The following is a 12,416-nucleotide window of genomic DNA, read 5'->3' as shown; positions in this document are numbered from 1 at the left end:
CCGCAGAGAACCTACCGGAACGGGAAGACCTTCATGATCCTGGTTACTGGAGCCACGGGCGCCCTGGGCGCACTGATCGCCGAACGGCTGGCCGACCGCGACGACACCGTCCTCGGAACGCGCGAACCTCAGCGATTCGAGGCTCCGCTGCCTGTCCGCCGCATCGACTTCGACGATCCCGACACGCTGATCACGGGCTTCCAGGGCGTGGACGTGCTGCTGATGATCTCGGCAGGCTACGGCGAGGATGACACCGTCATGGCCCGGCACGGCAGGGCTATCGACGCGGCCCAGGAAGCCGGTGTGGGACATGTCGTCTATACGAGCTTGACCGCCGATGGCGACCACCTTCCCTACGCCCTGCCGCACCGCTGGACCGAGCGTCGTCTCCAGCAGAGCACCATGGGCTGGACGATCCTGCGCAATGGCCTCTACGCCGAGTTGTTGGCCTGGCTGGCGGCGCCGTCGGAGGACGGGCGGATCACTGCCCCACTCGGCGAGGGCCGACTGGCGGCCGTGGCACGTGCGGATCTGGCCGACGCCGCGGTACGAGTGACGGTGGAAGCTGCCGCTCATGCGGGGCGCATCTATGAACTCGTCGGTGAGCAGGCCATCGGCGGCACTGATCTGGCGCACGCCCACGGGCCGCACGTCGCCTACGAGCCGGAGACACTCGCCCAGGCCCGCTCCCGCCTCTCCGCTTCCGGCGCCGAGCCGTTCCAGGTGCCGATGCTGGTGGGCACCTACTCCGCCATCGCTGCCGGATTCATGTGCCACACCGGTGGTGACCTGCGACAACTGCTGGGCCGCGAGCCCCGTTCCCCGCTCGCAGCGGCCCTTGCGTAGTCCCCGGGGCAAGGAGCCGGGCGGCCAGGAAAGTCCCATGCCTTGTGCCACCAACGCGGCTCCGGCGGCAGTTGTGGTGGCACTTGCCGAGCCGGTGCGAGCGCGTCTGCGACGGCTGGCAGCGTCCGTGACCGCGCAGGTGCGGCAGGCACTGCGGGCGAAGATCGTCCTCGCGGCGGCCGACGGACTGGCCAACGCCGCGATCGCACGTGAGCCGAAGGCCAGCGTCAACACGGTGCGCTCGGGGCGGGGCCGCTTCGTCTCCGGTGGCCTGGCCACTCTCCACGACGCGAAACGGTTGGGTGGGCCTCGTACCTACGGGTCCCAGGTGCGCGTCCGCGTGGTGGCCGCAGCCACCGGCGCGCCCGCGCATCCGGAGTCGTCCTGGTCCCATCGCGGGATCGCCGTGGAGGTGGCGGGGATGGCCTTCGCCGCGATCTCGCCGTCCCAGGCCGGTCGGATCCTGGCGGACTTGGACCTCGAACCCCACCGGCCGCGGGGCTGGCTCACCCGTCGGGACACGCCGGACTTCTGGCAGCGAGCTGCCGGCATCTGCGACGTGTGCCTCAACCCACCCGGCGGGGCCGTGGTGCTGTCCTTCGACAAGAGATGCGCCCCACTGGCCGAACACCGCGACGACCTGGGCGCCGAAGCGGTCCTCCCAGCTGTGCAGGAGCGCGCCCGACAAAGTCAGCGGTGCCTGCGCAGACCAGCCGATCAACGCCAGAGCATCGCTCCCACGTGTTTCCCACACGACGCACATCGACGGCATCCGCCATCCCGCGACATCGCGACCGGCAAGGAGGCAAGCCTTCCGTGGCAGCTGCGATCCCGTACCTGACCAGCGGAATCCGCACACGAGGTGCGGAATGAGAATGAGCTCCGAGGCTGTGGCCGGGCGGAGGATGGCTCGATCGCCTGCTCGGTCCGACATGCGGTTGGCTCTCGCCGCTCCTACCGTGGATGAGTAAACGGCTGGCGCGGGAGGGGCCCGTGGCTGAGGGGCGAGGAGTGTGTCGGCTCCGAACACCACCGGAAGGCGGCCTCGGGATGGCCATGCAGTCAGACACTCCCGTTCTCGACACGCTCGTTGCCATGACGGTCGACTCGATCGAGCGATGTGGCCTGGACGAGAAAACGTTCATTCTCACCCGCCTGGCCGCGCTCGCGGCCATGGACGCCCCGGCCATCTCCTACCTCGCGTATGTCGACCCTGCCCTCAAGGCCGACCTGACCCCCGAGGTATTGCAGGACGTTCTCGTTGCCATCGCGCCAGTCGTCGGCACCGCACGTGTCATGTCGGCCGCGACTCACATCACCGAGGCACTCGGCATCACCATCGCGCTGGCCGAGGCCGAGGCCGAGGCAATGGCCGAGACGGAAGCCCAGACCCGGAGCAAGCCCTGACCTGCTCTCTCGATCTGTCTCGGGCTGGTACCCGTCCTCGTCGCAAAACGGGTACCGGCAGCGGAGCACGGCGACCGCACCGACCGTGAGCGGGCTGCATGAACCATCACTCGATACCTCCGATACAAGAAACGGGGGAGCCGAAATGTGCCGCTGGATCGCCTACTCCGGTACGCCCGTCCTTCTCAGCCAAGTCCTGTTCAAGCCGGAACACTCCTTGATCGACCAGAGCCTGCACTCCCGTATGGGGGTGGAGACGACCAACGGCGATGGTTTCGGCGTCGGCTGGTACGCGCGGGACACGGACACTCCGGCGGTGCTGCGGGATGTCGGTCCGGCTTGGAGCAACCGCAATCTGTCGGAGGTCGCCCACCACGTTCGCTCGGGTCTGTTCTTCGCGCACGTCAGGGCCTCGACCGGGACTGCCGTGCAGCAGACCAACTGCCACCCCTTCCGGAGCGGTCGCTGGATGTGGATGCACAACGGGGCGATCAGCGGGTTCGACCGGCTCCGGCGTGATCTCGCGCTGGCCGTCGACCCGGCCCTGTATCCCGATATCGAGGGTTCCACCGACTCCGAGCTGATGTTCTTCCTGGCCCTCACGTTCGGCCTGGCGGAGAACCCTCCCGATGCCGTGGCGCGTATGGCCGCCCTGGTCGAGAAGGTGGGGCACGCGCACGGCATCCGTCACCCGCTGCAGATGACCCTCGCGGTGGCCGACGGGGAACGTGTATGGGCCTTTCGCTACTCCAGTGAGGGCCGCTCGCGGTCGTTGTACTTCAGCACCAAGGTGGACGCCCTGCGTGCGCTCCACCCTGATGCCGCGTTCCTGCGGGACATCTCCGATGAGACTCGCCTGGTCGTCTCCGAACCGCTGGGCGCCCTCTCCGGCGCCTGGAACGAGGTGCCGGAGAGCAGTTTCGGCATCATTCAGCCAGGTGGAGACGCGCTCCATGCCTTCCGGCCCTCTCTGCAAGGCGCATCGGTCTGAAGCTGACCAGCAGGCCGGTGAACGGGCCATCGGCCCGGTGGCGAGACCTTGGCGGAAGGGGTGGTGAGCTTGATGGCCGGGACCCACGACAACGTGCAGGGGCCGACCGTTCCGGCCGTTCAGTGCGCCGATCCCCTGGGAAACCCGCTCCTGCGTACCCGGTTCGCCCTCCCCGCGAGGCCCGTGACCTTCCTTCGGCGGCAGCGGCTGCTCCAGCACCTCGACCAGGCTCTGCGGACTCCGCTGACACTGGTCAACGGTGCGGCCGGGGCCGGTAAAACCCTGCTGGTCGCCGACTGGGCTGCCGGATTGCGTCCGCCGGTCGCCTGGCTCACTGTCGAAGTGGGGGACCGGCGTCCGGGGGTCTTCTGGGCCTACGTCCTTCAGGCACTGCGCGCCTGCGGTGCACCGGTGTCCGAGGCGGTCGGGACCCCCGCGGACGCGGCTGGGGTGGACCAAAAGCTGCTGGCGGCCCTCGCCGCCGAGCTGAACGATCGCAACCGGCCCGTGGTCCTGGTGCTCGACGAATACGATCGCGTGACCGCCCCGGAGGTTGCGGAGCAGCTGGAGTTCGTCCTGCACCACGCGGGGGGCGGCCTGCATCTCGTCCTTGTCACCCGCACCGAGCCGCTGCTTCCGCTGCACCGTTACCGCGCGGCCGGCGAGCTGACGGAGATCCGCGGCGCTGAGCTGGCCTTCACGGCCGAGGAGGCCGTCGCACTGCTGGAGCTGCACGGTCTGCGCCTTCCGCTCCACGCCGCGGGTGCCCTGGTGGACCGACTCCGGGGCTGGGCCGCCGGCTTGCGCCTGTCCGCTCTGGCTGCTCGGGAGAGCGCCGACCCGGAGCTCTACCTGAAGGAGTTCGAAGCGGACCGCAGTACGGTCGCGGATTTCCTGCTGGCCGAGGTTCTCAAGGGACAGCCGGACGAGACACAGGACCTTCTGCTGCGGGTGAGCGTCCTGGAGCGTTTCTGCCCGGACCTGGCCAACGCGCTGACCCTCCGTGCCGATGCCGAGCCCATCCTCGCCGGGCTGCATCGCGACAACGCTTTCGTCGAGCACCTCGGGCATACGTGGTACCAACTGCACCCGCTGTTCGGGGAGATACTCCGGGCCCACCTGCGGGTGCGCCTGCCCGGGGTGGAGCCGGAACTGCACCGGCGGGGCGCGCGGTGGCTGCGCCGGCACGGCTTCCTGACGGAGACACTCGCCCACGGCGCCGCCGCGGGAGACTGGAATTTCGCCGCCGGTGCGCTGATCGACGACCTGGCGATCGGGCAGCTCTTCACCGGTCTGCGCTCGGATGACCTGACCCAGTTGTTCTCCTTCATGGGGCCCGAGGCCAGGAGTCCTGCGACGGACCTCGTACGCGCGGCGCACGACCTGTCCCGGCGTGACCTCGACCGCGGTCTGGCCCGCCTGCGCCGCGCTGAGGAGCACCTGGCCGACGACCCGGGCAGCCTCGCGGCCGCCCGGCTGAGCTGCGCGCTGCTGGAGGCTTTGGCGGCCCGGTTCGCCGGGTGTCCTCCGCAGGCCGAGAAGGCCGCCGCGGCGGCCGACGAGCTGCTGCGGGAAGTCCCCGGGCACCTCTTGGACAAGCATCCCGAACTCCACGCTCTGCTGCTGACCCATCTGGGCTCGGTGCGCCTGTGGGCCGGACGTTTCGATGACGCGCGCGCTGCCCTGACCGTCGTGGCCGGTACCGACGACGGAGCCTGCACCGTGCTGCCCCGGAAAGAGTCGATGGGGCACCTGGCCCTGCTGGACTACCTGAACGGCTGGCTCGGCCGGGCGGAACGCAAGGCCCTGGCGGCGATGTCCGAGGCGGAGCGGATCGGCCTGCCCCAGTCGTCCGGCTCCGGCATCGAACGGCTGGTCCTGGCCGCCGTGGCCGTCGAGCGCCATGAATTGGCCCGGGCCCAAGCCCTTCTCGACGAGGTGGACCTCCCCTCGGGAGCGCGTGATCCGGTGCTGACGGGGGGACAGGCGCTCGTCACCGCTCGTCTGCTGCTGGTCCGGGGCAAGGTGCGAGCTGCCGTCGAGGCGGCGAACCCGGCCGTCTCCACCGCCGTGGCATCACCCTGGGCGGCAAGCCATGAAGTACTCGTCGTCTCCGCCGCCCACCTGGCCGAAGGACGGCCGGACGAAGCCAGCGCGGTCCTCGAGCAGGTGTCCGGCGACCAGCCGGCGTGCGCCGTGGAGGCCGCGGGGCTCCAGCTCGCCGCAGGGCGTTGCGAGGCGGCCGTCGACCTGCTCGACAGCATCCGCAGCCAGGGCGGGACAGGTCCTGCGGTGACGGTGCGGGCGGCGCTGGTGAGGGCTCAGGCCGCGGAGTGGGCGGGAGACACCGCCACCGTCCGCAGACTCCTGGCCCAGGCGCTCCTCGACGCCCGGCGTGAGCGGCTGAGGCGTCCGTTCCTCGATGCCGGAGCGTGGATCCGGCCTCTTCTGGCGACGGCCTCTCTGCATGAGCTGGCAGTGGGCTGGCTCACGCCCGGTCCGGCCCCCGCGCGAAGGGGCGGGCGGTCCGGCGCGGAGTCGCCGTCCTCGCCGCTCGTCGCGGCGGAGCTGAGCGGACGCGAGCGGGATGTCCTGGAGCGGCTGGCCGGGATGATGTCGACGGAGGAGATCGCCGCTGATCTGTACGTGTCGGTGAACACGGTGAAGACCCACCTCAAGAGCGTGTTCCGGAAGCTTGCGGTGAACCGGCGAGGCGACGCGGTGCGCCGCGCACGCGAGCTGCGCCTCTTGTGACCCTTCAGGGAGCGGGCGGCAGCGTCTGCTCAGTCCAGATCGTTTTGCCCTGAGCCGTGTACCGCGTGCCCCACGCCTGGGCGAGCCGGGCGGCGATGAACAGGCCGCGTCCGCCCTCCTCCGCTGCGCCGGCGTGCCGCAGGTGGGGGGAGGCCGAGCCGGCGTCCCGTACCTCGCACGTCAGGCTGCGGTCATGGATCAGGCGGAGCTCGATGGGAGGGCTGCCGTACCGCACGGCATTGGTGACGAGTTCGCTGATGATGAGCTGCGTGTCGTCCGCAGTCTCGTCGTCCACGTCCCACGCGGCGAGCCGTTCGCGGGTACGGCGTCGGGCGACGGCGACGGCCGCGGGATCCGGGTCGAGCTGCCACACAGCGCATCGGTCGGGTGGAAACGACCGGGTGCGCGCGAGGAGCACGGCCGCATCGCCGATGCCCAAGTCCGTCGGAAGCGCGTACACGAGTGCGTCGCACAGGTCCTGGAGCGTGCGATCGCGGAGGTAGGGCGTCAAGGGGAGCGGCCCTGCGACTTCTGCCAGGTACGACGTGAGAACCGGATCACTGGTGAAGACCAGCACGCTGCCGTCCGGCACTTCCACCTCGCCGGCCGCGAAGGGCGCCTCCTGCGCTGTGCCCAGGCGAGGCCCGGCCGTTGTGGCGGGGACGGCGACGGTGGCGTCGGGGCGCACGACGAGCGGGGTGAGACCGCCGGCCGCGGCCAGGGTACAGGTGCCGGTGAGGGGGTCGTGGACCGCGTACACGCAGTCGGCGGTGAGTGCTTCGCGGCGCAGCGGATCCGCAAGGGGGAGGTTGGCGCGTTCGGCGGCCAGCTGACCGGCGGTGGCGTGCATCCGTTCCATGAGCTCCTCGGGGGGCAGGTCGAACGCCGCCAACGAGCGTACGGCGGTGCGCAACTGGCCCATGGTCGCGGCGGCGTTGAGTCCGCGTCCGGACACGTTGCCGACGACCAGGGCGGTGCGGGCGCTGGAGAGGGCGATCGTGTCGTACCAGGCGCCGGGGTTTTCGCCCGTGAGGGAGAGGTAGGCGGCCTCGAGCCAGGCGTGGGTTTCCGGGCGGCGGGGCAACAACTGCCGCTGCACCGTTGCCGCGACGGTGTGCTCGCGTGCGTAGCGGCGCGCGTTGTCGATGCAGAGGGCCGTGTGGGCGGCCAGTTCGACCGCCAGTTCCTGGTCGCCGGCGTCGAAGGCGGGAGACTGTCCGGCGCGATACAGACTGACCAGGCCGAGGGCCGCGTCGCGCAGCGCCAGGGGGACGACGAGGAGGGAGTGGGCCTGCGTCGAGCGGATCGTCTCCGCACGCGCGGGATCGACGGAGAGCCACGGGGCGGCGGCATCCAGGGGGACCACGCCGGGACGCAGGTCGGCGAGGGCCTGGGTGAAGGGCGTGGGGATGGGCAGGCCGGATACGTTCCCCACCAAAGGGGCTTGGGGTGGGTGCGTGCGGCTGCTGCGGAAGGCGGTGCGCATCAGGGGTGTGCCCGGCGGTGGTGGGGCCAGTGGCGGGTCGTTGCCGCGGATCACGGCGTCCACTACCTCCACGACCGCGACATCAGCGAAAGCGGGGACCACGGCGGTCACGAACTCGTCCCCGGTCACCGTGGGATCGAGTGTGAGGCCCACGCCCCTTCGTACGGCGTCGAGCACGTCGGCACGGGCCCGGGCCCGCTCGCGTTCGGTGACGTCGACCACGGCGACCGCCACACCGAGCACCTGTCCGCGAGCACTGTGCAGGCGTTGCGCGGTCACCTCGTAGTTCCGCGGATCCCCATCGACGCGGGCACGGACGATGCGTCCCAGCACCGGCACGCCGGTGTCCAGGACCTCGTTCAGAAGTGCCTCGACATCGGCATCGACCATGTCGTAGACCTCGCGGGCCGGGCGTCCTGTCAGCTCGTCCGTGGCCAGAGACCGCATGGCGGGGGTCGCGGTGTTGACCCGTATCACCCGCAACGTGGTGTCCAGCAGATGCAGCCCGATCGGTGACTGCTCGAACAACGCGTCCAGCATCGCGAGGGCCGTCTCGCCCGCCACCCGGCCGGCCGCGTCGTGTGCCATGAAGATCGCCTCCCGATACCGTCCCGCGCTCGCCCCGGCGCACCACCGCCGCGCGCCCAGACGTCCTTCCAGCGTCCTCCGCACACCGGGCCGCTGCATCCGCGGGCGCGAGCCGTGGCCGGAGGGCGGCAGTCCTCGGGAGGACTCACCCGCAGCGGGGGAGGCCGACACGGTCCGACGTGGCCATGGTGGGCATACACCGGGCGCTCCATGGCGACCGGGACGTGGCGCCGGAAGGAGCACCGATCATGCGACGCTATCCTCCGATCGCCGATCACGGGATGGTCGGTGACTTGCAGACCGCCGCACTGGTCTCCTCCGACGGCACGGTCGACTGGCTGTGCGCGCCCAGGTTCGACTCGCCCAGCGTGTTCGCCTCGCTGCTCGACCACGACCGCGGCGGCCACTTCAGCATCTGGGCCGACACTCCACGGCCTCCGATCCAGTTGTACCTGCAGGACACCGCTGTGCTGGTGACGCGCTTCCTCGCGGAGGAAGGCGTGGGTGAGGTGGTCGACTTCATGCCGGTGGAGAACCCGGAGCGGGCGGCGGGGCGGCATCGGCTGGTCCGCATGCTGCGCGTGACGCGCGGCCGGGTCCGCTTCACCCTTCAGTGCCGCCCTCGCTTCGACTACGGCCGTGCCGGCCACCGGCTCGATCTCGCCGAGGACGCCGTCCGTTTCGACGGGCGCGCCGTCCGGGCCACGCTGCAGACGGTCGGCCCGGTGATATGGACCGGGGAGGGCGATGACGCCCGGGGCGAAGTATTCCTGGGGCCGGACGACTTCGCCGCCGTCGTCCTGACGATCGAGGACTCGCCCGATGCCCCGCAGCCACCGCTGAGCCGGGCGGACGTGGTGACGCTGTTCGAGCAGACCCGGGACTTCTGGCACGCGTGGGTCCGCCGCAGCCGGTACCGGGGACGCTGGCAGGACATGGTGAACCGCGCGGCCATCACGCTCAAGCTGCTCACCTACGCGCCCACCGGAGCGCCCGTCGCGGCCCCCACTATGGGGCTGCCGGAGCAGATCGGCGGCGGACGCAACTGGGACTACCGCTACACGTGGGTCCGGGACGGCTCGATGTCGGTCGGTGCGCTGCTCGGGCTCGGCTATCGCGAGGAGGCGCACGCCTTCCGCCGCTGGCTGGGTGACCGGCTGAAGGCGAACAGTACGGTCAGTGGTGAACCCCTGCAGATCATGTACCGGATCGACGGCGACCCGAACCTGCCGGAAGAGGTCCTCGACCACCTGGAGGGCTACCAAGGATCCGCACCGGTGCGCTTGGGCAACGGCGCGGCGAGCCAGCTCCAGCTCGACATCTACGGAGAGGCGGCCCTCGCCCTGTCCCAGGCGGTCGAGGACGCCGCCGAGATCCCACCGTACGACGGCTGGCAGTCCCTTGCCGGGGTGCTCGACTGGCTGGTCAAAGCGTGGGACCGGCCCGACGAGGGAATCTGGGAGACGCGGGGCGGGCAGAAGGACTTCACCTACAGCCGGCTGATGTGCTGGGCGGCCTTCGACCGGGGCATCCGGATGGCCCGCGACTTCGCCCGTCCCGCAGACATCGCGGGATGGAGCGCGGCACGGGACGACATCCTGCGCCAGGTGATGGAGCGGGGCTGGAGCCCCGGGCGCCAGGCCTTCGTCCAGCACTACGACGACGTCACCCTCGACGCGTCCCTGCTGCTCATGCCCTCCGTCGGATTCATCGCGCCGGACGATCCGCGCTGGCTGTCCACTTTGGACGCGATGGGCCAGGAACTCGTCTCCGACAGCCTCGTCTACCGCTACGACCCCGAGGCGTCCCCGGACGGCCTGCGCGGCAGCGAGGGCACGTTCTCGCTGTGCAGCTTCCTGCACGTGGACGCGCTCGCGCGGGCGGGACGGCTCGGGCAGGCCCGGTACGCCTTCGACAAGATGCTCACGTACGCCAATCACGGCGGTCTGTTCGCGGAGGAAATAGGTCCCACGGGAGAGCAACTTGGCAACTTCCCGCAGGCTTTCACTCATCTCGCGCTGATCACGGCCGCTCTCTCCCTCGACGAGCAGATGGACACCGCTCGCTGAAGCATCACTTGGGACCTACCCGGCGAGGTGGACAGCGTGAAGCACTGGCGGGCTCTGATCGTCCTCGGTACGGCCCAGTTCCTGATGGTTCTGGACACCTCCGTCATGAACGTGTCCATCAGCCAGTTGGTCGAGGACTTCGACACAGAGGTCACCGCCATCCAGGCCGTCATCACCCTGTACGCGCTGGTCATGGCCGCGTTCATGATCATCGGTGGCAGGTTCGGGGACATCCTGGGGCGCCGCCGCATGTTCCTTGCGGGGCTGGCCGTCTACGGTGTGGGGTCGGCTCTGACCGCGGTGGCGCCCACGCTGTGGGTGCTCACGCTGGGCTGGTCGGTGATCGAGGGGCTCGGGGCGGCCATGGTGCTGCCGGCCATGGCCGCCCTCGTCGCGGAGTCGTACCGCGGGCGGGACCGGGCCATCGCCTACGCGGTCATCGGCGGGCTCGCCGGCGCCGGGATCGCGGTCGGTCCGCTCCTGGGCGGCTGGGTGACGACGTACCTCACCTGGCGGCTGGTCTTCGCCGGCGAGGTCGTGGTCGTCGTGGCCGTCCTGCTGTGCCGCGGGGTGATCGCGCCTTCCGCCCCGACCGGGCCGCGCCCCCGGATGGACTGGGTCGGGGCGATGCTCTCCGCGACCGGGCTGGGGCTGGGTGTGCTCGGGGTCCTGCAGAGCAGCACCTGGGGATGGGTGCAGCCGCGCAACCCGCCCTTCACCGTCCTCGGTTTCGCCCCGACGCTGTTCGTCGTCGGCCTGGGAGTGGCCGTCCTGGCCGTCTTCCGGTGGTGGGAGCGGCGGCGGGAGCTGCACGGGGCCGACCCCCTTATGCATCTTTCCCTGCTGGGCAGGCCCGTGTTGCGGTCCGGGCTGATGACCCTGCTGAGCCAGAACCTCATCCTGCTGGGGCTGTTCTTCACGATCCCGCTGTACTTGCAGGTGGTGCAGGGGTTCGACGCGTTCGAGACGGGGCTGCGTCTGCTCCCGGTGTCCGCCACCATGCTGGTGACCTCCCTGTCGGCGTCCTCGCTGGGCCGGGTGTGGGGCGCGCGCCGGGTGGTCCGGCTGGCGCTGGCGACCCTGACGGCGGCCATCGTGTGGCTGCTGGCCACCATCGACCCGGTCATCGACGACGGGCAGTTCGCCGGAGCGATGGCCCTGCTGGGCGTGGGCGTGGGCCTGCTCGCCTCACAACTGGGCAACGTCGTCCAGTCGGGCGTCGGCGAGGAGGAACGCAGTGAGGCGGGAGGGCTCCAGTTCACGGCACAGAATCTGGGTTCCGCGCTGGGCACCGCGCTCATCGGGTCGATCCTGATCGGTGCGCTGGCGCAGGCCTTCACCTCGCAGGTGACGGATGATCCGCGGCTGTCCGAACAGACCCGTGACGAGGTCGGTGTCGCTCTTGAGGCCGGGGTCACCTTCGTCCCCACCGATCAGGTGCGTTCGGCGGCCGAGCGTGCCGGGCTGCCGCCGTCCCAGGTTGACGCCGTCGCGGACTCCTACGCCTCCGCGCAGCTGGACGGCCTGAAGGCGGCGGTCCTGGCCACCGGTGGGATCGCTCTCGCCAGTCTCCTGGTCACGCCGAACCTGCCGACCGCCCGGCAAAGCCGTCAGCGGCAGCCGGACACCGATGTTCCGGCCGGTGCGGCCGGAGAGACGCGCTGAGTCCGGAGGGAGTCACCGGTGTCCAGGATGAGAGTCACGACCGGCCCGGCCCGGCGGGAGCACCGTGCTGAGCGCCGGGCTCGCGCGGACTACACGGGTGGCGTCTACGGATCCATGCTGGCGGCCTCCGTGGTGGTCGGCGCCGGTTCCCTGGGCTCGTTCCCCCGCGCCGAGTTGGTGTTGTTGCTGCTGCTCACCGGCGTGGTGTTCTGGATCGGGCACGTGCATGCCCAGCTCTTCGGGGCGCGCCTGGCGCAACAGGCTCCGGACCGTCGGGTCGTATGGAACGTGTGTTGTGAGGAGTGGCCGATCGTCAAGGCGGCCATCCCGCCGGCCGCCGCGGTGCTTGCCGGTCCGCTCTTCGGTCTGGACGTGCGAGGTTCCCTCTGGCTGGCTCTCTGTGTCGCTGTGGCCGGCCAGGTGGGCTGGTCCGTGGCTGCGGCACGCCGCGTCGGCGCTTCGCCCCGGCTCATGGTCGTCACGGCATCGGTCAACCTGCTGCTCGGTCTGCTGATCATTTCCTTCAAGATCTTTCTGAAGCATTGAGCCCCGGCTTCCGGTCGCCGGGCGACGCTCACCTGTACCGGGTGAGGCCCCAAGCAGCACATAG

9 protein-coding genes are annotated in these 12,416 nt (G+C 70.4%); 8 read left to right on the top strand and 1 reads right to left on the bottom strand.

The window, feature by feature from the left end; genetic code table 11:
- Window positions 1-33: 33 nt before the first annotated feature.
- The 5 genes from QF037_RS03675 to QF037_RS03655 all read left to right on the top strand — a co-directional run bounded on the left by QF037_RS03675 (window position 34) and on the right by QF037_RS03655 (window position 5,998).
- Window positions 34-846 carry an NAD(P)H-binding protein gene (locus QF037_RS03675; protein ID WP_307021727.1) on the top strand — a complete coding sequence of 271 codons (813 nt, stop codon included), beginning with the start codon at window positions 34-36 and terminating at the stop codon, window positions 844-846.
- A 37-nt stretch (window positions 847-883) separates the two neighbouring features.
- Window positions 884-1,687 (top strand): hypothetical protein, encoded by an 804-nt coding sequence (locus QF037_RS03670; protein ID WP_307021725.1) that lies wholly within the window; start codon window positions 884-886, stop codon window positions 1,685-1,687.
- 209 nt (window positions 1,688-1,896) lie between these two features.
- Complete coding sequence (locus QF037_RS03665) at window positions 1,897-2,253, top strand: carboxymuconolactone decarboxylase family protein (RefSeq protein ID WP_307021723.1); 357 nt, start codon at window positions 1,897-1,899, stop codon at window positions 2,251-2,253.
- Between the two features lie 145 nt (window positions 2,254-2,398).
- Window positions 2,399-3,244, top strand: a complete 846-nt coding sequence (locus tag QF037_RS03660; RefSeq protein ID WP_307021721.1) for a class II glutamine amidotransferase — start codon at window positions 2,399-2,401, stop codon at window positions 3,242-3,244.
- Window positions 3,245-3,316: 72 nt separating this feature from the next.
- The gene (locus QF037_RS03655; protein ID WP_307021719.1) at window positions 3,317-5,998 is read left to right on the top strand and encodes a LuxR C-terminal-related transcriptional regulator; all 2,682 of its coding nucleotides are present in this window, start codon (window positions 3,317-3,319) and stop codon (window positions 5,996-5,998) included.
- Window positions 5,999-6,002: 4 nt separating this feature from the next.
- Here QF037_RS03655 and QF037_RS03650 read toward each other — a convergent pair whose 3' ends face one another.
- Window positions 6,003-8,072 (bottom strand): SpoIIE family protein phosphatase, encoded by a 2,070-nt coding sequence (locus QF037_RS03650; RefSeq protein WP_307021715.1) that lies wholly within the window; start codon window positions 8,070-8,072, stop codon window positions 6,003-6,005.
- Window positions 8,073-8,320: 248 nt separating this feature from the next.
- Between QF037_RS03650 and QF037_RS03645 the strand changes: the two genes are divergently transcribed.
- From QF037_RS03645 to QF037_RS03635, 3 genes are read left to right on the top strand one after another with little or no spacing between them, the layout of a single operon-like run.
- Entirely contained in the window at window positions 8,321-10,141 is a 1,821-nt protein-coding gene (locus QF037_RS03645) for a glycoside hydrolase family 15 protein (RefSeq protein WP_307021713.1), read from the top strand.
- Window positions 10,142-10,177: 36 nt separating this feature from the next.
- Window positions 10,178-11,806, top strand: coding sequence for an MFS transporter (locus QF037_RS03640; RefSeq protein ID WP_307021712.1), 1,629 nt, complete (start codon window positions 10,178-10,180; stop codon window positions 11,804-11,806).
- Between the two features lie 27 nt (window positions 11,807-11,833).
- Window positions 11,834-12,352: a hypothetical protein gene (locus QF037_RS03635; RefSeq protein ID WP_307036965.1), complete on the top strand. Its 519-nt coding sequence runs from the start codon at window positions 11,834-11,836 to the stop codon at window positions 12,350-12,352.
- Window positions 12,353-12,416 lie beyond the last annotated feature (64 nt).

The organism is Streptomyces canus, from assembly GCF_030815415.1.
GTDB lineage: Bacteria > Actinomycetota > Actinomycetes > Streptomycetales > Streptomycetaceae > Streptomyces > Streptomyces canus_F.
This window is presented reverse-complemented; position numbering and strand designations above follow the sequence as displayed.